We start from the raw sequence: 21813 nt of genomic DNA, 5'->3' as shown, positions 1-21813 counted from the left end.
TCCGCTATCATACATGGAAAAACAGAAATGTGCATGGACGATAGGTGGCTGAATCTTTATAGTAGTACAAGTGGATATGATTATCAATATCAATTAGGGTGAAGGAGATCGATTTTATGAATGCTAAAACAAAAAGAGGATGGACGATAAATCTTTTAGCTTGGTCTTGCTATATTGCTTGGAGCATGCGGAAATACAACAGATGAGGAAAATGAAGCTGAAGCTCAATCTTCATCAGAGGGTGAAGTGACGATTGAACACCTCAAAGGGGAAATAACCTTTGATCAAATACCTGAGAACATAGTGGTTCTTGATGTTCAATATTTAGATCATCTATTGGCATTAGGTACACAACCAATTGGAACGGTATACGCTTGGAACGGACCAAGCACTTCCAGATTATCTTGGCGATTTACCAGGTGATCCGACATTACTTGGAACGTATGAAGAGCCTAATATTGAACAAATTCTTTCCCTAGAACCTGATCTTATCATTGCAACTGACGCTCAAGAAGGGATCCATGATCAATTAGAAAGCATTGCAGATACAATTGTGCTAGACCGTATGGAGGACTGGAAGACTGTTCAGCTAAAAATGGGAGAGTTGTTAGGGCAACAAGAGCAAGCACAAAAAATTGTTGATGATTACAATGAAAAAGTGAGTGGACTTAAAGAGGAACTTGCTAAAACGGTGGTGGAGAGACAGTGGCTCTCATTCGTCCACGAGACGATATGATTCGTCTTCATACAGTCGATCATCGCACAGCAGCAATTTTATATGATGATTTGGGGCTGACACCTCCTGAATTAGCAGAAGATCATACCGACACCAGTTCAATGATTTCCATTGAGATCTTGCCTGAGATGGATGCTGATCATTTCTTTTTACTTCAGGATGACACCAACGCAGAATTAACAGCGGAATTTATGGACACTTCTGTATGGAAAGGCTTAAAAGCCGTTACCGAAGACCACGTTTATGAAAAAGATACGGCCTTGTGGGTTGGGTATTACTCTCCAATTGCACTAGATCTCGTTGTTGATCAAATTGCCGAAGAACTTAAATAATAAATTAAGTAAAAAAGAAGGTTAGTGATCAAAAGAAAAGACACTCGAAAGTAACATAAGATCAATTACACCCTCGCTCAAAAACCATGCTTTTACAAATATCTCGAAACCAAAACGACGACCGATCCATAAAACAGGATCGATCGTCGTTTGGTGCGTTCTCCAACTGTTGACCCAGCTCCATTTTATTCATCATACAAAACCCACAAAAAATGCAAAATAGCACATAAATCGAACATTGTGCGAAAAAATATACTGTGTGCTATGCTCAAGGAAAGGGGGCTTGCTATATGCCAAACTTAGGTGAGCGGAAATTTAACTGTGAGAAAGAATTAACTCTTTCTGTAATAGGTGGAAAATGGAAGATGTTGATTCTTTGGCATTTAGGTAAGGAAGGTACAAAACGTTTTGGTGAGTTAAAAGCACTTATGCCAGGCATTACACAACGAATGCTAGTCACTCAGTTGCGTGAGCTTGAAGACCATCAGATTTTACACCGTGAAGTGTATCCTGTTGTCCCGCCAAAAGTTGAATACTCACTCACAACACATGGAGAAAGCTTACTCCCAATTTTGGATGCGATGTATACATGGGGAAAAGAATATATTGAACATGTACTTGAGCAACCAAATGAGACTGTCACAGTAAATAATTAAACGATACATGCTTAAAAACCTGGACATATGCGTACCTATCGCGTAACTGTTCAGGTCTTTTTATGCATGAATCAATAAAAAAAGGAGAAAATAAAAGCTTAAGATGGATCTTACATATAGAGGGGTCATAGAATGATGCGTTTTTTGAGTAGATTAACTTTATATAGTTTTCTTCTGCTTTCATTAACAGGATGCTGGATGAACAACTACTAAAAGACGTTACATTAATTAAAAGCCAAGCATTTGATATAGATGAAGAATCAGGTAAGCTTATCACAACAGTAGCAATTGTAACTGAATTTCCAAATGAGAAGGTACCAACTCAAAATGTCATTCTTTCTGCAGAAGGTCACAATACGCGTGATAGTAGGACGGAATTAGATAAGAAAATAGGTAACGAACTATTTGCATCGAAAAACCAAGTTACTCTTCTTAGTGAAGAATTAGCGAAAGAAGATATCTACTCCGTACTAGATGTAAATTATCGTTCGCCACTAAGTTCATTAACAGCTAACTTAGCTATTATAGAAGGTAGGGCCGGGCCAATGCTACAAATTAAAACGGAAAATGTACCTCTAATTAATGACTACCTTAAAGGCTTATTAACCACTGGGGTTGATACTGGAATTATTCCGTTGGTGAATTTACAGAACACGTTAACGATTCTATATGATGAAGGTCAAGATGCGATTATTCCTACGATGAAGATCGTGGATTCAAATAATGGAGCAGCGCTCACTGGTGTTGGCTTATTTGATGGGCTTAAATTATCGGGCAAACTAGATACAGATGAGTCGACCTTATTGTTAATACTCGACGGAAATAAAAAAGGAGAGCATCGTTTTACTCGTAAAGTGAATGATTCGATAAAAAATGAATTGTATGATGATATTACAGTGGAGGTCAGGAAGATGGACCGTGTGTTAACCATCTTAACAGAACCGGATGGTGTAAAAGCAGATATAGACGTAACTCTATATCTCAACGCTACTGAATCTCCAGATGATGATTTATATAAAAGAGAGGTCGTAAAAAAATTAAACACCGAGCTTTCTAAGCAGTTAACAAGTGAGGCTAATACAATATTTAAAAAAATTCAGGAAGCGAATTGTGATTATCTCGGGATTGGACGAAAAGTTTATGCCTACTATAATGATGAGTGGAAAAAAAAAATGGAAAGATGTGTATCCAACTATAGATCTGAATGCTACAGTAACTGTGGAAATTATTGAACATGGCATCATTAATTAACGAGCTGTCATGTAATTGTTATGAAAACGCTAACATGTTATAGTTAGGATATGTCATTTTCATTAGGACCTTCGCTAAACTATTTATGTATAGTTCGTCTTGTAGAAAGAGAAAATAAGCGTTTACAGGATGATTACATGGAGATTGGAAGGACGGGGTCACAACATGAAAACCATTATTCTAGTTGGTGGTGCGGGAACAATCGGCCAAGTACTTGCAAAGCATTTGGCAACTGAGTATAACGTTAGGATTTTAGATCAAAAGAACCCTAATTTAAAGCACTCTAACATCGAATATGTTGAGACAGATGCTTTAAATAAGGAGGATCTTTTAAATAAAATACCCCCAAATGCAACTGCGTTGTTAAACCTTTTAAATACAAATACACGTAATAGTTTAGAGGAAGAGCAGTTTGAACACATGACCAATATCTTTTTTCGCTCAAGTTTTTATGTATTACAAGCAGCGGCGGAGAAAAAGATACCTAAGGTTGTTTTTGCCAGCTCTAACCACGTAACGGATTTTTACGAAGAAGAGGGGCATTCCTTGTTGGGAAGAGAGATCACAACTGAGGATATACCCAAATCAAAAGGATTGTATGGGGTCTTAAAGTTTGCTTCAGAGCAATTAGGTTTTCTATTCTCAGAGCATAAGCAACTTTCTGTTATCAATTTGAGGATTGGTACATTCCCGAAAGAAACGCCAAAAGAAGCCATTTTTAAACATTCTCGAGTTCAACATACGTTACTAACTGAGCAGGATCTTGTTCAACTGTTTCGGCTTGCCCTAAAGTCAAATCGTAAATATGGTACGTATTACGCAGTTTCAGATAATGAAGGAAAACCATGGTCAACCCAAATAGCAACGGACGATCTACACTATCGTTCACTATTTAATGCACAGGATGTATTAAATAAGTAGTATTCGAAAGACCTGATTATCAGGTCTTTTTAAATGAAATGAAAGGAGGAAATGAATTGAAGTATAGCTTTAAAGCAAGATTACTTTTATATGGAGCACTTATCAGTATTATTCCAGTCATTATTGTTGGTATTTTTTCTTATCAACAGTCTGTTAAGCAAGTTGAGGAGAAAGTGAGTAATGAAAATGTAGAATTCATTCAACAAATGCGCTCAAATATAGAGCAGACTCTTTCAATTGTAAGCCATTCGATAGACGTATTAATTGATTCTCCAACGATTAACGAAGCGGTTAGGCGTCCTTTATTAGCTGAAGATTTCAAATTATTAAACAATATAAAGGGAGATTTTATTAGGCTTCAGTCACTTGGAACAAAGGTTGAAGAGGTCATAATGGTTAATACCGATCAGAACTGGATTGTTAAAAATGATGGATTAGAAAGACTTGATCAGCATCAAGATCAACTAGAATATCAATCTTTAATGGATATAGAGAATGATATGGGTTGGGTGTTGCTTAATAATGCAGAGTTCAGCAGTAGCATCATTAATAGAGACTGTCCTTATACCATTAGTTTAGTGAAAAAGCTCCCTGAAAAAACAATCGACAAAACCAGTATGGTGCTTGCCAATGTGCCGATGTGTACATTACAGGACATGATTGCTGACGAAAGTGGAGCAGGAGCTAAGTTCGTTCTCGACAAAGAAGGAAAAATTCTCATTGATCAGGATACTGAGAACATTGGGAAGACCTTAACGGAAATCGGATATGAAGAAAATCTTCCTACTAATTTAGACGAAGGTCAATATCATACGAATTTAAATGGAGAAGAACATGTACTTACATACGCTAGATCGTCTAACAACTGGACCTATATTTATAGTGCATCAATAAGTGAATTAACAAAAGAATCCAACTCAATTGGGTGGTTTACGTTTTCAATCGTCTCAGGTATTATTCTATTTTGTTTAGTGGCTGTCTGGATGATTAGTCGTAATCTTTATCGGCCAATTAATAACCTTCTCAAACTCGCAAGACAAGCACAGCCAGTACCTTTCACACAGAATAAAGATGATGTAGTGGAAATTGAACGTCACCTTAATGAACTATTCACATCAAAAAAAGGTCTTGAGAAAGATATTAATAAACACTTAAAGCAATCCTTATTATTTTTTCTTATTCGCTTTTATGAAGGAAAAACATTGGACAAACATGAGATCTTAGAAAAGGTTAAAATTTATAAATTAGATGAGAAGATCGAATCATGGGACATTATGACAATGATTGTTCTGCGATATGACCGTTATAATAGTGCCGATGATGAAGAAACAGCGGCGCAACATGAAGAATGGCATACATTTGCTATTAAAAATATCGTAGAGGAGGTCATCCATGAGCATCATAGACTTCCAACTGTTTGGAATGATCATTCGTTATTAATATTAGTTGGCATGGATGGTCAGAAGGAGAATATCGATCAGCATGTGTATGAGTGGACTGAACTTATCCATTCTTATATTGAAAAGTATCTTAAATTACCTATAAGTATAGGCGTAAGTGCTCCATTTTCTGAACTTATTGACACTCCATCTGCGCTCCAAGAAGGAAAAGAAGCCTTGGCACATCGTTTAAAATTCGAGAATAATAGTATTATATTCTATGAAAATATAAAATCAGGTTCACGTAAAAAGATCATTGAATATCAATATCCGAAGAAAATTGAAGGTGAGCTATTACTTGCTTTGCGTGAGGGAAATGACAAGAGTGCAAATTCCTTATTTGATCAGTGGATTAGTAATATCTTTAATAAAGCAGAGTATCTAGGTGAGTATCAGGTTTCATTTAACCAGTTACTCACTAAACTACTCCGATTGAGACAAGAAAGTGGTTTGTATCAGTACATGTTGGACAATCGAACGGAGTCTGATCTATACAAGGAGCTTCTGAAGCTTCATCGAAAAGAAGATGTAGAGAAATGGTTTAAAAAACAACTGCTAACACCACTACTTGATCGTTTTCATACAATTCACGAGTCTCAATATCAACAATTAGCTGATCGAATGATTATGTTTGTTCAGGAGCAATATGATAAACAACTGACTTTGGAATCCTGTGCCTCGTATTTGCATTATAATGCAAACTATTTGAGCACTGTTTTTAAACAAAGTACTGGGAAAACCTTCAGTGAATATGTTACGTACTATCGATTTGAGATGGCGAAGCATTTTCTATCGGAAACAACAAAACCAGTAAAAGAAATTGCTGAAAAGCTCCAATATAATAATTCCCAAAATTTCATTCGTTCTTTTAAAAAACAGGAAGATATGACACCTGGACAGTATCGTGCAGCCAACCGAAAAGATCATACGATTGGAGATAACTGACTATAAAATCAATAATCATTAGCACACATCCATATGAAAACCCTTACATGACGAGGGATACATTAGTCTGAAGAAATGATTATTATCATTTCTTTTTTTGGATATACACTTTTAATAAGTTTCCGAAAGACCTTTAGCATGTAATAAATACGAAGTCGGGAGGAATTTATGAGTAAAACTAAGAGAATGGTCGTTGGTACAAGTTGTTTTATTGGGGTTCTAGGACTGTTAGGTTGTAACCAAAATGAAAGCGCTTCCTCGGATGGCGCGAAAGAATCTCAACCTGTTTCTATTATGGCGGTGCTCCACACACCAGAAGTACCAGACAAAAAAATTCATGAAATGATTGAAGAGAAAACAGATACTGAGCTTGAGATTCAATGGGTACCTCAGAATAACTATGAAGAACGACTCAATGCTGCATTTGCTACAGGTACTTTGCCACAAGTTTTGTATATTTCAAATCCAGAGATGTTTTACGAAGCCATTAGAGATGATCAATTCTGGGAAATTGGTCCTTATTTAGATGAGTTCGAGAACCTACAGAATCTCAAACCAGAGATTATGGACAATATGAGGTTTGACGATAAAATTTATTCCCTTTACCAGGGAAGACCACTGTCTCGATCAGGTATCATTTATCGCAAAGACTGGGCAGATGAATTGGGCTTGTCTGCTCCAACTACCACCGATGAGGTCTTTGAGATGCTACGTGCATTTACGGAAGATGACCCCGATGGAAATGGCAGGGACGACACAATAGGCTTAACCGATCGAAATGAACTACAGTATGGGGCATTTAAAGCTGTAGCCTCTTGGTTTGGAGCACCAAATCAATGGGGAGAGAAGGATGGAACGATCACCCCAGAATTTATGTTTGATGAGTATATGGATACCTTACACTTTTTTAGAGAAGTCCATGAAAATGGATACATGAATAGAGACTTTCCAGTAACGAGTAAAACCGATCAACAGGATATGTTTAAAACAGGAGAAGCAGGAATGTATATAGGATCAATGGGAGATGTTGAGACACTATACAATGACGCTTCAGCTCTAAATCCTGATTTAGAATACGATGTTCATAACTACGTAGAGGGCCCTCATGGTGAATATGGTATTTGGTCTATACCAGGGTATAGCAGAATGTTATTATTCCCTAAATCTTCTATAGAAACAGAAGAAGATTTAAAGCATATTCTTCAATTTTTTGATCAACTTATGGAACCAGAACTTGCAAACCTAATCACTTGGGGCGTAGAAGGTGAGCATTATACAGTCGAAGATGGCATGGCTCGACCGATAGCGGAGAATCAACAAGCTAATGATCGAGAAGTGAAGCCTTACTTATCAATAGAAATTGGCGAAGCAGAAACAAGTGGACGATATGAAGGTCTTTCGGAATATGAACCAAAAATTAAGGCAGCAGAACTTGAAAAAGACAATGAGAACTATCTTATTCAAGACATGTCGATTGGCTTGAACTCTGACACGTATGTTCGAGATGGTGAGAGATTGCAAGAAATAATGAATGACGCTACGTATCAATTTATTTTAGGTCAGTTAGATGAAGAAGGCTTTGAGAGAGCTGTGGACAATTGGAAAAATCAAGGCGGTCAAATAATAATGGATGAGTATACAGAGTCCTACAATGAATTAAATTGATATTGGTGGCATCAATCACTAAATAACAGCAGTAATCATAAACCCATGTAAGGACTCAATGACTTATCCCACCTATATAAAATCACCTGAAGCAATGATTATTCTCAATACATTTCCTAAAAGCTACAATCAAGCTAAGCGGCATGGCCACCAATAGAGAGTGAGGAATGATTATTGTGAAGAAAGTAAATAAAGCAGCTGTGTTAACAAGTGTTTGCGTAGGTATTCTGGGACTCACAGCCTGTAATCAAAATGAAAGCGCTTCATCGGAAGGAGGGAGTGATTCAGACCCTATCACTATAATGGCAACACTTCATACTCCTGAAGTTCCCGATAAAAAGATTCAAAATATGATTGAAGAGGAGACGGGAGTTACTCTTGATATTCAATGGGTTCCTGATAATAACTATGATGAACGGTTAAACGCAGCGTTTGCTACGGGAACACTTCCGCAGGTTATTTCCATTAAAAATGCTGACATGTTTAAAGGTGCTGTACGAGATGATCAATTTTGGGAGATTGGACCTTATTTAGATGAATTCGAAAATTTACAAAAGCTTAAGCCTGAAATTATGGAGAATGTAAAGATTGACGATAAAATCTACTCCCTGTATCAAGGTAGACCATTATCTAGGTCAGGCATGATCTATCGCAAAGATTGGGCAGAAAATTTAGGTTTAGAAGCTCCTACTACAACCGAAGAAGTGTTTGAAATGGTTCGTGCATTTACAGAAGACGATCCAGATGGAAATGGCCAAGATGACACAATAGGTTTAACCGATAGAAGTGATTTGGAGTATGGAGCCTTTAAAGCTGTTTCTTCATGGTTCGGAACACCTAACCATTGGGGAGAAAAAGATGGAGTGATCACTCCAGAGTTTATGTTTGACGAGTACGTTGATACATTAAACTTTTTTAGAGACATTCATGAGAACGGTTATATGAATAAGGACTTTCCTGTTACAAGCAAAACTGATCAACAGGATATGTTTAAAACAGGAAAAGCAGGAATGTACATTGGCTCAATGGGCGATGTGGAATCTATTTACAATGATGCGTCAAAATTAAATCCTGATTTGGAATATGACGTTCATAATTACGTGGAAGGTCCTCACGGAGAATATGGAATATGGTCGATTCCGGGTTATGGCAGCATGTTGATGTTCCCTAAGTCATCAGTTGAAACAGAGGATGACCTAAAACGAATCTTATCCTTTTATGACCAACTGATGGAAACAGATAATACCAACTTACTTGTATGGGGAGTGGAAGGCGAGCATTACAACGTTGAAGACGGTATGGCTCAATCAATCGCAGAGAATCAACAAGCAATTGATCGAGAAGTCAAACCATATTTGTCACTTGAAATAGGTGAAGCGGACAGCAGTGGTCGTTATGAAGGTTTCTCGGATTACGAACCGAAAACAAAGGCCACAGAGTTAGAAAAAGACAATGAAAACTACCTTATTCAAGATCTATCTATTGGTTTGCACTCAGATGCGTATATTCAAAATGGAGAGCGTTTACAAGAGATCATTAATGACGCAACTTATCAGTATATCCTTGGACAAATGGATGAAGAAGGATTTGAGAAAGCTGTCGACAATTGGGTCAACCAAGGTGGTCAGGACATCATGGATGAGTATACAGAGTCTCATAACGAAATAAACGGATAACTCAGTGAAGGAGCAGAAATCAACTGCTCCTTCTAAATGAAAGGGGTGTATCATGGCTAGTCAAGTATCACTAGAGCCTAATCAGAAGATTGACCTAAAAGCAGCCAGACGTAAGGAACGAATGAAGAATATAAAGAAAAACAAACTCATTTATTTAATGATTGCACCGGGTATCATTTATTTTCTGATCTATAAGTACTTTCCAATGTATGGACTTATCATTGCATTTCAGGATTATAAACCATACCTCGGTATCTCAGGAAGTGAGTGGGTCGGGTTTCAACATTTTCAACGATTATTCCAGGATCCTGATTTCTGGATGATTTTTAAGAATACCATTGTCTTATTTATTCTTCAGTTAGTCATAGCGTTCCCAATACCGATCATACTAGCTTTGATGTTAAATGAAGTGCGGAGTAACTTGTATAAGAGAAGTGTTCAAACACTTATCTACATTCCTCACTTTATGTCATGGGTAGTTATTGTATCCATTAGTTATGTGATGCTGACGTTGGATGGCGGGATCATTAACAGCATCCTGCGAGTGATGGGTTTTGGTCAAATCAACTTCCTATTAAGTGAAGAATGGTTCAGGCCTATGTACATTCTGCAGATCATTTGGCGGGAGTCAGGTTGGGGAACCATTATATTCTTAGCTGCAATAGCAGGAGTGGATCCACAGCTATATGAGGCAGCTAAAATTGATGGAGCGAGTCGATTAAGACAGATTTGGCATATTACACTGCCCTCTATTAGAAGCGTCATCATCATTTTACTCATATTAAAAATTGGTGATGTATTAGAGTTAGGGTTTGAGCACGTCTATCTATTATTAAATTCATCAAACCGTGCAGTGGCAGAGATTTTTGATACGTATGTTTTTACAGCGGGTCTACAGCAGGGGCAATTCAGTTATAGTACTGCAGTTGGTTTCTTTAAAGGAATAGTCGGCCTTATTCTTGTAGTTGGAGCCAATAAATTGGCTAAAAAGTACGGTGAAGAGGGCGTTTATTAGAAAGGAGGTACACCATGGTAGGAGAAAAATCAATATCAAACCGATTGTTTACAGGCATGAATGCCTTCATTCTCGGAGTCATTGCACTTTTGTGTGTACTTCCTTTTGTGCATGTGATCGGCAGCTCATTTGCAACAAGCGCAGAGATTGCACAAAGAAGTTTCTTGATCTTCCCAACTACGTTTAGTTTAGATGCGTACAGATATATCTTTTCAACGGATACGATTCTTAGATCACTATTTGTCTCAATAGGTGTAACGGTTGGGGGAACAGCATGGAGCATGTTTCTATCCGTTTTAACGGCATATGGGTTATCTAGAAGAGACCTAGTAGGTAGAAGATTTATTATGTTCTTCATTATCTTCACTATGCTTTTTAATGGGGGGATGATTCCAACCTTCTTAGTCGTACAACAAACGGGCCTGATGAATACATTATTGGCTCTAGTTATTCCAGTCTCAATAAATGCATTTAATATGATCATTCTTAGAAGTTTCTTTATGAACCTTCCTGTTGGTTTAGAAGAGTCAGCAAAAATAGATGGATGTAATGATTTTGGAGTGTTATTCCGTATTGTACTTCCTTGTTCAATGCCAGCGATAGCAACCATTTCACTATTTTATGCGGTGACGTATTGGAATACGTATATGCATGCGATCTTGTATCTAAATGATGCTTCTAAGTGGCCCGTGCAGGTATTACTGAGACAAGTAGTTGTGTTGGCGTCTGGATTAAATTATGACGGAGCAGAGTATACAAATATTCCACCACCTGAGATTGCGGTGAAAATGGCAGTAATCGTGGTCGCAACGATCCCTGTATTAATGGTTTATCCGTTCCTACAAAAGTACTTTGCAAAAGGTGCACTAATTGGATCAATGAAAGGCTAAAATCATATATTTTTAAGGAGTGATTGTGTGAGTACATTTAAAAATCCTATTATTCCAGGATTCTACCCAGACCCCTCTATTTGTAGGGTGGGGGATGATTATTATCTAGTTACATCAACTTTTGAGTTCTTTCCTGGAGTACCAATCTTTCATAGTAAAGACCTTGTGAATTGGAAACAACTTGGTCATGTATTAGATCGTCCTTCCCAACTAGATTTGAAGGATACGCCTCCTTCATGTGGAATATGGGCACCAACCATCCGTTATCATGAGGGAACGTTCTATATGATTACAACATTTGTTGTGAGTAGGGAAGGGGCTAGAAGGAATTTTTATGTGACAGCAAAAAATCCTGAAGGACCTTGGTCTGACCCAGTTTGGTTAGAGGATGCTCCTGGTATCGATCCATCACTCTTTTTTGACGACGATGGACGTGTGTACTATACAGGGAATAGGCTTTCACCTACTGGAAAGAAACACCTTAAGCAAAATGAAATTTGGTTGCAAGAACTAGATATCAACCAAGGGAAATTGGTTGGAGAACGTCTGGGAATATGGGATGGCGCACTTAAAAACGCTCATGCACAAGAAGCACCCCATTTATATAAAAAAGATGGTTATTATTATCTAATTATCGCTGAAGGCGGAACTGGCTATACACATGCGGTGACGGTGGCCAGAAGTGAGTCCATAACTGGACCGTATGAATCGTCTAAAAGAAATCCAATCTTAACCCATAGACATTTAGGTAAGAACTCAGAAATCGCTAACGTAGGGCATGCAGATATAATCGAGACTCAAAATGGTGATTGGTGGCTTGTATGTCTAGCGTCTAGACCGTACGGAGGACATTATCGTAATTTAGGTAGAGAGACCTTCCTAGCACCGATGATTTGGGAGGACGACTGGCCAGTTATGTGTCCGGATACAGGGAAAATCGACCTTGAAATGGAACGTCCCGATCTTCCTGAACACCTATGGCCAAGTTTGCCGGCTTATGATTCATTTGAAAGTGAGCAACTGGATTTTCGTTGGAATTTTCTTCGTACACCTGATGAATCCATTTACTCACTGTCTGAAAGACCGGGTTATCTACGATTAAACTTGAGACCAGAGAATACAATTGAGTACAAGAATCCAAGTTTTATAGGACGCAGACAGCAGCACCTCAGCTTTTCTGCATCAACAGTTCTTGAGTTCACACCAGCTAGTAAAGAAGAAGCGGCAGGGGTGCTGCTCATTCAAAATCACAACTATCAATTTAGGTTGGAAGTAGGCATTGATCAAAATGCTCCTGTAGTTAGATTAGTCAGGCGTGAGAACGGTGAGGATACAGTTGTAGCAAGTAATCCTTATTCACAATCTATCGTTTATTTAAAAGTGGAGGCTCATGGTCAGTCCTATCATTTTTATTACGGAGAGAAGCCTGATGAATGGGTAGAATTGAAGATAGAGGAAGATGGAAGAATCCTTAGTACAGATTTGGCTGAGGATTCACGGGAGCCTACTTAGGACCTTTTGCAACTAGTAATGGCGCTCAAAGTCAGAACCATGCAGACTTTGACTGGTTTTATTATAGCGGGCTCGATTAATAAATGAATGACAGGAGTGAGGGATACATGATGAAAAAAGCTGTGAATAGATTAATAGTGTTTGTGTTTCTCTGTATTCCTCTAACTGCTTGTCAATCAGGGGATGACCAGTTTAAAATCATTGTTTTTTCTGATGACATCTATGAGCAGAAAGAGAAGATTGAATCAAAGCTTGATCTGGGTACTGATACTGAGATCACTTTCTATCCAGAGATAGCAGAGCGGTTATTAACAGAGCTTGCTAGCCATCAGTCAAGTCTCTTGATTGTGGAACAAAGACTCGCTAAGCAGATGGTAGAATACGAGGCAATGATTCATTTAGAAGGCTTTGATATCGGGTTTGCGGATGAAGAGTATCTTCAAGGTGAAGAAGGTGCACAGGAAATCAAAGCTTTAAACCTGAATGAAAGCAGTCTATTACAAGAGGAACGTGACGTACTACTAGAAAATAATCACATCGTTGGTATACCGGTATATAGTCCGCAGCCAGAAGAAGCTATAGAGATTTTGGAAACATTATTTCCTAACTAGAATGGGGTGAATGGTCATGGAGATGCCAGGAATTTGGGGAAGTTTTTATCGAATCAGTACCGTTATTTATAAACTCGCTTATGTAAATTTTTTATGGTTGTTATTTACTATTGTTGGGTTGGTTGCATTTGGCCTTATGCCAGCTACAATTTCCCTTTTTACTGTTTGCAAGAAATGGATGCAGGGGAGCTTGGACATTCCTGTTTTTCAAACGTTCTGGAGCAATTATAAAACTGAATTTCTAAAATCCAATGGCTTAGGTTTTGGATTATTGTTAGTAGGGTTTTTGATTTATTGGAATCTTACTTTATTCACAGGAATGGAATGGACATACGTCGTAATCCGATACAGTATGATCTCTTTAGGAATTGCATATGCCATTATGGTGATCTTTCTATTTCCAACATACGTAAGTTTTGAAGTAGCTGGTCTTGACCGTATTAAAACGTCACTTGCCCTCGCATTTGGCCACCCCCACTTTTTGATCCTAATTCTTGTAGGTTTGTATGCACTACAAGCATTATTCATGACAGTTCCAGGACTCATTTTATTCTTTGGAGCAGCTGTACCGGCATTATTCTTAATGTGGATATTTAAGTTAGTTCATCATTCACTTGAGAGAAAAGCACAGGAGGCTAAAGTATGAGACGAATTGCCGTATGCGGAATTAGTAATCGTGCATTAAAAATGTTTATGGAACCGGTTGTCTATCAATTCTCAAAACAAAATCAAATCGTTGGTCTACTTGATATTGATCCACGTAGAGAAGCGGTTTGTCGTGAGAAATTCCCAGAACTCACTGGAATACCTTTTTACTCTCAATATGAACAGTTTGCAGAGATGATTAAAGAAACAGGAGCCAATACGATTATTGTGACTGGAAGAGATGATTCTCATGTTGACTATATTGTAAGAGGACTTGAGCATGATCTTGATGTCATTACTGAAAAACCAATGGTCACAACAGTCAAAGATGCAAAAAGAGTTGTGGAAGCTGAAGAAAAAAGTAAAGGAACAGTTACAGTTGCCTTCAACTATCGATACAGCCCTTATCACCGTAAGATTAAAGAGCTGGTAGCGGATGGCAAACTAGGACGAATTACTTCCATTGATTTAAACTGGTACATCGATACGTATCATGGCTCAAGTTACTTTAAACGGTGGAATCGAATGCGAGAATTTTCAGGCGGGTTATCCATTCATAAATCTACGCATCATTTCGATTTGGTTAATTGGTGGATCGATCAAAAACCTGATCAGGTCTTTTCATTTGGTGCATTAAACTACTACGGAAAAGATGGCGAGTTAAATCCAAGCCCAACAGATAACCGTTATTGCGGAACCTGTAGTGAGCGGCACTTGTGCTCTTATTATTCACGCTTGTTTGGACGAGGTAGTGGTGAGACAGAGGATGATCATTTAATCAGTGATCAGAAAACAGAAGCGTACACAAATTATCGCCCAGATGCCTGTATTTTTGATCATGAAATTGACATTGAAGATACGTATGCAGCAACTGTACGATATGACCAAGGTGCTTTATTAAGCTATTCCATCAATTTCTCTTTGCCATATGAAGGATACAGACTTGCTATTAATGGAACAAAAGGAAGACTCGAAACACAAGAGTTTCACTCGCCGGACCGGACACCATTTCCTGTTCCTGAACAAACGATTGATTTTTATCCACTGTTTGGGTCTAAGGAAATTATTCATGTTGTGAAAAATGATGGCGGGCACGGAGGTGGAGATCCACTCATTCAAGAGGATATCTTTTTGGGATCAGATCCAACTAGACCTTACGAAATACTAGCAGGTTCAGAGGCGGGTGCTTACTCCATTGCAGTGGGAGAAGCTGTATGGAAATCGTCTAAAAGTGGAAAACCAATTGATATTGAGCAGTTATTACAGCAGCAATACGAAGAAATTAAGGGCTAGATACTTTATGTATTTAGCTCTTTTTTCTATGAGTGCGTATAATGGAGTTATTTATAAAGGAGCTGAAGGCATGAATATACAAATTTCTACGGTGCAAACCGACGAAGAAATAGGAGCACTAGCCGAACTAGCAATTGGCATTTGGAATGAACATTATATCGGGATTATTACCAAAGAACAGGTAGACTATATGATTAAAGAGTTTCAATCCACTGAAGCTGTGCAACGTCAAATACATAGTGAGGGGTATGAGTACTTTAATGTAATTAAAAGTGGTATCCCAATTGGTTATATAGGCGTAAAAGAAGAAGAAGGTACGTTGTTTTTAAGTAAACTATATTTGCTTAAACAGTTTAGAGGCATGGGGTATGCAAGTGAGGTTATTGTGTTTTTGGAAGAGTTTTGCAGAAGCAGAGGTTTAAGCTCGATTTGGCTTACTGTTAATCGTGAGAATGAGCATACGATAGCTATTTATGAGAAAAAAGGCTTTAAAAAGGTGCGCACGGAGGTCAAAGAGATCGGAAATGGCTTTGTCATGGATGATTTTATTATGGAAAAATGGCTGTAGAAGAATAATAAACCCCTAAACTGGACAACAATAAGAGCGATCCAAAATTGACCAGGAAAAGGGGTTTATTCACTTGGGAAAAAATGAGGTTAATGCTCAGCACGAAGGAGACTCACAAGACCAACGTAAGGCAGCTAATGAAATGGATCAGACGCTCACAAACCGCCAAGGTCAGCCGATTGTTGATAACCAAAATATCAAAACCGTCACAAATCGCGGACCATCAACCTTAGAAAACTATGATTTCTTAGAGAAAATTAGTCACTTCGACCGCGAGAGAGTACCTGAACGTGTAGTTCATGGACGTGGAGCTGGTGCACATGGATATTTTGAGTCGTATGGCAAGGTTGGAGATGATCCAATTTCAAAATACACTCGTGCGAAGGTTTTTACCAATACAAACGTGCAAACACCTGTCTTTGTTCGTTTCTCAACAGTCACCCATGGCACTCATTCGCCGGAAACATTACGAGATCCTCGAGGCTTTGCCGTGAAGTTTTATACCGAAGATGGCAACTGGGATCTTGTGGGGAACAATCTAAAAATCTTTTTTATCCGAGACGCAATGAAATTCCCTGATCTGATTCATGCGTTCAAACCAGACCCAGTCACAAACACCCAAGATCCAGGTAGAATTTTCGACTTCATTTCACAAAGCCCAGAGGCTACTCACATGATTACATTTCTTTTCTCCCCGTGGGGTATTCCCGCCAATTACCGACAAATGCAAGGGTCAGGTGTGAATACATATAAATGGGTCAATGAAGAAGGCGAGGCTGTACTCGTTAAGTATCATTGGGAACCACTGCAAGGAATTAAAAACTTAACGCAGGAAGTAGCTGAAAAGATTCAAGCTGAAAACTTTAATCATGCAACGGAGGATTTGTATGATGCGATTGAAAAAGGTGATTTCCCTGAATGGGAGTTGTATGTACAGATCATCGAAGACCATGAGCATCCAGATTTGGATTTTGATCCACTTGATGATACGAAGCTTTGGTATAAGGATCAATTTCCATGGCACAAAGTAGGGAAAATGACTTTAAATAAAAATCCGCAAAATTATTTTGCTGAGGTGGAACAGGCTGCATTTGGTACCGGAGTTTTAGTCGATGGATTAGAATTTTCTGATGATAAAATGCTGCAAGGAAGAACCTTTAGTTACTCCGATACCCAACGTCACCGAGTAGGGGCAAATTATTTGCAGCTTCCTATCAACGCTCCAAAAAAACGAGTAGCAACCAATCAACGAGACGGGCAAATGGCCTATCATGTAGACACACCACCTTCTCACAACCCACATATTAACTATGAACCATCCGTGGAAGGCCTACGTGAAGCCGATCGAAATGGCAAACCCCACGAGCCCGAAGTAAGCGGCCGAGTAGTTAAAGCACCAATTGACCGCCCTAACAACTTTGGCCAAGCGGGTGAAACCTATAATCGATTATCAGACTGGGAAAAAGATGAGCTTGGTTAAAAATTTGGTGGTCGGAATTGGCCAGGCAAACGCTCAGGTGCAGGAGCAAATGATCCGAAATTTAACTGAGGCAGATGAAGAATATGGCCGAAGAGTGAAAGAAGGAATTGAGCAATTAGGCAAATCCGAATCAACTCAAAAATCAGCCGTTGAGCAAGCCCAAGAACTAAGCGAACCATCTAGCCCATATTAAAAATGATGAAGCAGTGAACACGTGGTGTTTGCTGCTTTTTTTGTTTGGGGATGGGTTTTGTGGGGAGGGAATGAGTTGTGAACGGGGCAATGGAGGATCAAATGAACCGATAGAGCCCGGAATCGAAACGATGGAGGATCAAGTGAAACGATAGAGCTCGGAATCAAAACGATGGAGGATCAAGTGAAACGATAGAGCTCGGAATCAAAACGATGGAGGATCAAGTGAAACAATAGAGCCCGGAATCAAAACGATGGAGGATCAAGTGAAACAATAGAGCCCGGAATCAAAACGATGGAGGATCAAGTGAAACGATAGAGCTTGGAATCAAAACGATGACCATCGCAATCCAACCAATCCAGGATCCCCCTCTCTAAAATCAAAATAAGTACAGTCCCCCCTCCAGGGACTGTACTTATAATCATTATCTAGTTTTTTCTCGTTCCGACGTATTCCTGCTGCGGCCGGAATATTCGATTATCCTCTGATTGCTCAATGACGTGGGTGCACCAACCAACAATTCGACTCACGCAGAAGGTTGGGGTGAACCAGTCTGGTTTAAAGGCAATGGCATCCATGACAGCTGCAGCATAGTACTCGACATTAACGTGAAGATTGCGTCCTGGTTTATACTCCGCGAGTAATTGAGTGATGAGCTGTTCGATGTCAACAGCGTTTGAAAGTACTTGGTCTGCGCCTCCTGTTGACTTCAATACATGTCGCAATGCAATCGCACGAGGGTCCGTCGTTTTATAGACTCTGTGGCCAAAGCCCATGAGCTTTTCGCCTCGCTGTAGTTTTTCACGCACTATTTCTTCAGGGCTTTTTGTATCTGACTGCACGTCACTAAGTAGCTGCAGGACCCCTGTTGGTGCGCCGCCGTGCAGTGGGCCTTTCATCGTGCCGAGTGCTCCGCAGATAGCGGAAGGCAAATCTGATTCTGTTGAGCTGACAACTCTGGCTGCAAAGGTGGATGCGTTCATGCCGTGCTCCATTGTAAGGATGAGATAGGAGGTTAATGCGGAGACATGCGCCGCCTCAGGCTGATTTCCACTCATCATATATAAATAATTTTGTACATGATTAAGAGAGTGATCTGGTTCTAGAGGCACTTTACCAGCAGAATGGCGTATCCATGAAGCTATAATGGTGGGAAAGAGGGCGATTAGTTGAATAGCTTCTTCTTTTGTTGGAGGCCACGTCGCTTTTGGATTTAAACTCGAGATGCAGCTTCTTAAGACATCCATGATCATAAGCTCTTTTGGTAAGGAGCGAAGTAAGTGCTGTACCTCAGTTGGGAGCGTTCTCTTTTCTTTTAATGCAAAAATAAAAGCCTCTAGTTCTGATTGATTTGGCAATCCTCCGTTTAAAAGTAGGTAAGCTACTTCTTCAAAGCTTTGCATCTGGGCAAGATTCCCTGCATCATAGCCGCGGTATAGGAGTTCTCCCTTTTTTCCATCCACATCACTTATGCTTGTTTCTGCAACCACAATACCTTCTAAGCCTTTTGCATGCATAGTCATCATCCTTTCATCCATTTTCTTCATTCTACTAGAATGATATGATTATGAATAATAAATAATTATGCCTATTCTGATTATGATATTTAATCAATATTTGGGAGGACGTATGAACATTCACTGGATCGAAAGCTTTCTTGCGGCAGCTCAATATGAGAATTTCAGAAAAGCAGCATCTTCTCTATATGTCTCACAGCCAACCGTGACTGTACATATTCATCAACTAGAAAAGCTTGTTGGTACGGATCTGTTTGAGAGGACAGGACGAAAGGTAGTATTGACGCATTATGGACGGGAATTTGTGCAACATGCCGAATCTATTTATGATGCCTACCATAAAGGAATGGTTCACATGGATAGAAAAGTTCAAGGCTTTCAAAAAGAAATAAGGATAGCTGTATCTCCTCTAATTGCTACAAGCTATCTGCCCCATTGGGTGAAGGCTTTTATAAAAGAAAACCCACATACTGAAGTTAAGGTAGAGGTAATGGAATCGATGTTAATTGGTCCGGCAATTGATGAAGGCAAGGTGGACATCGGAATTTCTCGTATGCCAGTGCAGTCGATCGGAGTGACATGCAGGCAAATTCAGTCTGAGAAGTTGGTTTTTGTTGTGCCGCACGATGGGCGAGAAGAGGAAAATGGCTCATTCGTAGACTATGAAGAGGTGCTCAGGGAGCATGTGTTATTAACGCATAATCACCCCATGTATTGGGATGATGTATTGCTTTTATGTAAACGGTTATTACCAGGTATACGGGAAATGAAGGTATCACAAGTGCATGTGGCCAAGAGGTTTATTGAAGAAGGACTTGGCTGCTCAATTTTACCACGTTCAGCTGTAAGGCGAGAGATCGCTGAAGGAAGAATATTGGAAGCCGAGATTCCTAAACTAGATTTGCCAACAGTATCTACTTATATCCTTACAAAATCTCCATCGGAAGAGGCGGCAGCCTTTTCTGAAACTATTTTGAAGCTTGTCTAATAGTCTTTCGATAAGAAAAAGGATACAGATCAGACTGTATCCTTTTGTATCTTATCTTTTGCTATCTTTTATCTCATCCAAAAAAGCTTGATAGTCATCTTGATGACCTGTTGTGTCTGAGATCTTCTCCAGGGAACGATAGAATTTCTGTTCATTGTACTCAAATGAGAAAGGTGCTGCATAGCCCTTCGCAACCATTAAAGCGAATTTCCAAGAGCATTCATGGTACTGTTTATCAATTGATTGAACGAGTAGAGTCATAGCTTCTAAGATATCGTTGGTGATCACAGGATCTTCTTTTGCATATAACGTAATATGCGAGAATGTTGAGTTAAGATAAAAAGCAAATGACTCTTTTTTTATAATGACTCTTAATTCATTATTTGAATCTGTTAAATAGGATGAAAATCTAGAGACTTTTGAGATTGATAGTAATAGATCGGTCAGCTGAAAGATTGCATTAGATGCTGTGTGTGGATCGTCATTACCCAAGGATTTAATAGCAATTTCTTTTAACTTATTAATACCAAATTCAATGTCTTGTACTTCTGTTTTTTTAGAACCGATAAATACCCTCTTGTTGATTTCTTTAGGCTCAATAGGGAATCTCCCATTCTTCCAATAGGTGAGAAGGGGGGTCCCCTTTAAAACAAACTCACCAATCCTTTTTTCAAAACGAATGACCGTATCGACAGATTGAGCATATTTGATCAACCGTTTGTAATCTACAATTTGGATATAACCTGATTTAGTAGCGGATATTGTCATACCTTCACCGTTTAATTGATCGGCAATATTTCTTTTGGGCTCTGATGTTCGAAACTCCTCGAGATCCTTCACTAGAGTAGTCAAAATTTGTTGTTGAGACTCATTCTTCATATTTTGCATGATATTTGGAACCTGCATCCATTTGATTGTATGGTTAATGAAGACAACAAAAGAAACTACGGCTAGTAACATCACTAAAATCGTAAGAGTAGGAATTAGGGCATAATAAGAAGCTACTTCCTCATCAATTAAGAAAAAAGTTAATAATATAAATACAAATGATAAGTTAAAAATTCCAAGTAAATGCTGAGTGCGTCGATCAGAAATAAATGTTGTTAGCATTCTTGGGGTAAACTGACCAGAAAAGTTAGTTAACACGACCAGAATGGAGTTTAAAGTGAAGGCATTAAGAGTAATAATACCAGCAACAAGTGAGCTAACGATTTGTCGTGTTAATTCATAATCAGCTTGAAAAAAATTAGGAGCGTCTAACCCAAATAACATATGCATGTCTGCATAATAAGCGATACCTGCTATAGCTGTACCGATTAATCCATAAAATAAGCAGATAAGCCATACATTAGACTTAAGCTCATACTTTACCTGGTGATAAGATAAGCTGTTTAAACGGTGGAAAGTCCTTTTAAAATAGCGGAGTGGGTGCACTTCTAGTCATCCTTTCTAACGATAAACTTAAAATAAAAGATACTAG

The 21813-nt window shown here is 38.8% G+C and carries 18 protein-coding genes and 2 pseudogenes; 18 read left to right on the top strand and 2 right to left on the bottom strand.

The genetic code is table 11. From position 1 onward, the window contains the following. Nucleotides 1-174: 174 nt before the first annotated feature. The 17 genes and pseudogenes from NDM98_RS12845 to NDM98_RS12765 all read left to right on the top strand — a co-directional run bounded on the left by NDM98_RS12845 (nt 175) and on the right by NDM98_RS12765 (nt 17828). Entirely contained in the window at nt 175-423 is a 249-nt protein-coding gene (locus NDM98_RS12845) for an ABC transporter substrate-binding protein (protein WP_251608241.1), read from the top strand. After that, the gene (locus NDM98_RS12840) at nt 359-736 is read left to right on the top strand and encodes an ABC transporter substrate-binding protein (RefSeq protein WP_251608239.1); all 378 of its coding nucleotides are present in this window, start codon (nt 359-361) and stop codon (nt 734-736) included. Before NDM98_RS12845 ends, NDM98_RS12840 begins: the two co-directional genes overlap by 65 nt. Further along, nucleotides 706-1068 carry an ABC transporter substrate-binding protein gene (locus NDM98_RS12835; RefSeq protein ID WP_251608237.1) on the top strand — a complete coding sequence of 121 codons (363 nt, stop codon included), beginning with the start codon at nt 706-708 and terminating at the stop codon, nt 1066-1068. Before NDM98_RS12840 ends, NDM98_RS12835 begins: the two co-directional genes overlap by 31 nt. 290 nt (nt 1069-1358) lie before the next feature. Further along, nucleotides 1359-1724 (top strand): winged helix-turn-helix transcriptional regulator, encoded by a 366-nt coding sequence (locus tag NDM98_RS12830; RefSeq protein ID WP_251608235.1) that lies wholly within the window; start codon nt 1359-1361, stop codon nt 1722-1724. 191 nt (nt 1725-1915) lie between these two features. Beyond that, nucleotides 1916-2956 carry a Ger(x)C family spore germination protein gene (locus NDM98_RS12825; protein WP_251608233.1) on the top strand — a complete coding sequence of 347 codons (1041 nt, stop codon included), beginning with the start codon at nt 1916-1918 and terminating at the stop codon, nt 2954-2956. A 184-nt stretch (nt 2957-3140) separates the two neighbouring features. Beyond that, a complete protein-coding gene (locus NDM98_RS12820) occupies nt 3141-3896 on the top strand; it encodes an NAD-dependent epimerase/dehydratase family protein (protein WP_251608230.1) in 756 nt (251 codons plus the stop codon). Nucleotides 3897-3952: 56 nt separating this feature from the next. Beyond that, nucleotides 3953-6280, top strand: a complete 2328-nt coding sequence (locus tag NDM98_RS12815; protein WP_251608228.1) for an AraC family transcriptional regulator — start codon at nt 3953-3955, stop codon at nt 6278-6280. Between the two features lie 168 nt (nt 6281-6448). Further along, nucleotides 6449-7945: an extracellular solute-binding protein gene (locus NDM98_RS12810; RefSeq protein WP_251608224.1), complete on the top strand. Its 1497-nt coding sequence runs from the start codon at nt 6449-6451 to the stop codon at nt 7943-7945. A gap of 167 nt (nt 7946-8112) precedes the next feature. Beyond that, a complete protein-coding gene (locus tag NDM98_RS12805) occupies nt 8113-9621 on the top strand; it encodes an extracellular solute-binding protein (RefSeq protein WP_373370381.1) in 1509 nt (502 codons plus the stop codon). Nucleotides 9622-9742: 121 nt separating this feature from the next. Next, nucleotides 9743-10636, top strand: coding sequence for an ABC transporter permease (locus NDM98_RS12800; protein ID WP_373370411.1), 894 nt, complete (start codon nt 9743-9745; stop codon nt 10634-10636). Nucleotides 10637-10650: 14 nt separating this feature from the next. Then, complete coding sequence (locus tag NDM98_RS12795) at nt 10651-11526, top strand: carbohydrate ABC transporter permease (protein WP_251608216.1); 876 nt, start codon at nt 10651-10653, stop codon at nt 11524-11526. 27 nt (nt 11527-11553) lie between these two features. Next, a pseudogene (locus tag NDM98_RS12790) lies at nt 11554-13118 on the top strand (glycoside hydrolase family 43 protein). A gap of 27 nt (nt 13119-13145) precedes the next feature. Further along, on the top strand, nt 13146-13649 hold the full coding sequence (locus NDM98_RS12785) for a hypothetical protein (protein ID WP_251608214.1): 504 nt from the start codon (nt 13146-13148) through the stop codon (nt 13647-13649). 16 nt (nt 13650-13665) lie between these two features. Further along, nucleotides 13666-14295, top strand: coding sequence for a YesL family protein (locus NDM98_RS12780; protein ID WP_251608212.1), 630 nt, complete (start codon nt 13666-13668; stop codon nt 14293-14295). Then, nucleotides 14292-15587 carry a Gfo/Idh/MocA family oxidoreductase gene (locus NDM98_RS12775; RefSeq protein WP_251608210.1) on the top strand — a complete coding sequence of 432 codons (1296 nt, stop codon included), beginning with the start codon at nt 14292-14294 and terminating at the stop codon, nt 15585-15587. Before NDM98_RS12780 ends, NDM98_RS12775 begins: the two co-directional genes overlap by 4 nt. Nucleotides 15588-15657: 70 nt before the next feature. Next, nucleotides 15658-16155: a GNAT family N-acetyltransferase gene (locus NDM98_RS12770; RefSeq protein ID WP_251608208.1), complete on the top strand. Its 498-nt coding sequence runs from the start codon at nt 15658-15660 to the stop codon at nt 16153-16155. Between the two features lie 142 nt (nt 16156-16297). After that, a pseudogene (locus NDM98_RS12765) lies at nt 16298-17828 on the top strand (catalase). Nucleotides 17829-18256: 428 nt separating this feature from the next. On the opposite strand, the gene NDM98_RS12760 reads toward NDM98_RS12765, so the two are convergent. Continuing rightward, complete coding sequence (locus tag NDM98_RS12760) at nt 18257-19351, bottom strand: citrate synthase/methylcitrate synthase (protein ID WP_285804009.1); 1095 nt, start codon at nt 19349-19351, stop codon at nt 18257-18259. Between the two features lie 106 nt (nt 19352-19457). Between NDM98_RS12760 and NDM98_RS12755 the strand changes: the two genes are divergently transcribed. Next, a complete protein-coding gene (locus NDM98_RS12755; protein WP_251608206.1) occupies nt 19458-20333 on the top strand; it encodes a LysR family transcriptional regulator in 876 nt (291 codons plus the stop codon). A gap of 51 nt (nt 20334-20384) precedes the next feature. Here NDM98_RS12755 and NDM98_RS12750 read toward each other — a convergent pair whose 3' ends face one another. Next, complete coding sequence (locus tag NDM98_RS12750) at nt 20385-21767, bottom strand: DUF2254 domain-containing protein (protein WP_251608204.1); 1383 nt, start codon at nt 21765-21767, stop codon at nt 20385-20387. Nucleotides 21768-21813 lie beyond the last annotated feature (46 nt).

This window comes from Alkalicoccobacillus plakortidis, assembly GCF_023703085.1.
In the GTDB taxonomy this organism is placed as follows: Bacteria; Bacillota; Bacilli; order Bacillales; family Bacillaceae_D; genus Alkalicoccobacillus; species Alkalicoccobacillus plakortidis.
This window is presented reverse-complemented; position numbering and strand designations above follow the sequence as displayed.

Coding starts and splice junctions, on each gene's coding strand:
- NDM98_RS12800 (WP_373370411.1), top strand. CDS start 9,743: ATGAAGAATATAAAGAAAAACAAACTCATTTATTTAATGATTGCACCG.
- NDM98_RS12755 (WP_251608206.1), top strand. CDS start 19,458: ATGAACATTCACTGGATCGAAAGCTTTCTTGCGGCAGCTCAATATGAG.
- NDM98_RS12820 (WP_251608230.1), top strand. CDS start 3,141: ATGAAAACCATTATTCTAGTTGGTGGTGCGGGAACAATCGGCCAAGTA.
- NDM98_RS12830 (WP_251608235.1), top strand. CDS start 1,359: ATGCCAAACTTAGGTGAGCGGAAATTTAACTGTGAGAAAGAATTAACT.
- NDM98_RS12805 (WP_373370381.1), top strand. CDS start 8,113: ATGATTATTGTGAAGAAAGTAAATAAAGCAGCTGTGTTAACAAGTGTT.
- NDM98_RS12785 (WP_251608214.1), top strand. CDS start 13,146: ATGATGAAAAAAGCTGTGAATAGATTAATAGTGTTTGTGTTTCTCTGT.
- NDM98_RS12825 (WP_251608233.1), top strand. CDS start 1,916: ATGCTGGATGAACAACTACTAAAAGACGTTACATTAATTAAAAGCCAA.
- NDM98_RS12795 (WP_251608216.1), top strand. CDS start 10,651: ATGGTAGGAGAAAAATCAATATCAAACCGATTGTTTACAGGCATGAAT.
- NDM98_RS12770 (WP_251608208.1), top strand. CDS start 15,658: ATGAATATACAAATTTCTACGGTGCAAACCGACGAAGAAATAGGAGCA.
- NDM98_RS12810 (WP_251608224.1), top strand. CDS start 6,449: ATGAGTAAAACTAAGAGAATGGTCGTTGGTACAAGTTGTTTTATTGGG.
- NDM98_RS12780 (WP_251608212.1), top strand. CDS start 13,666: ATGGAGATGCCAGGAATTTGGGGAAGTTTTTATCGAATCAGTACCGTT.
- NDM98_RS12760 (WP_285804009.1), bottom strand. CDS start 19,351: ATGACTATGCATGCAAAAGGCTTAGAAGGTATTGTGGTTGCAGAAACA.
- NDM98_RS12775 (WP_251608210.1), top strand. CDS start 14,292: ATGAGACGAATTGCCGTATGCGGAATTAGTAATCGTGCATTAAAAATG.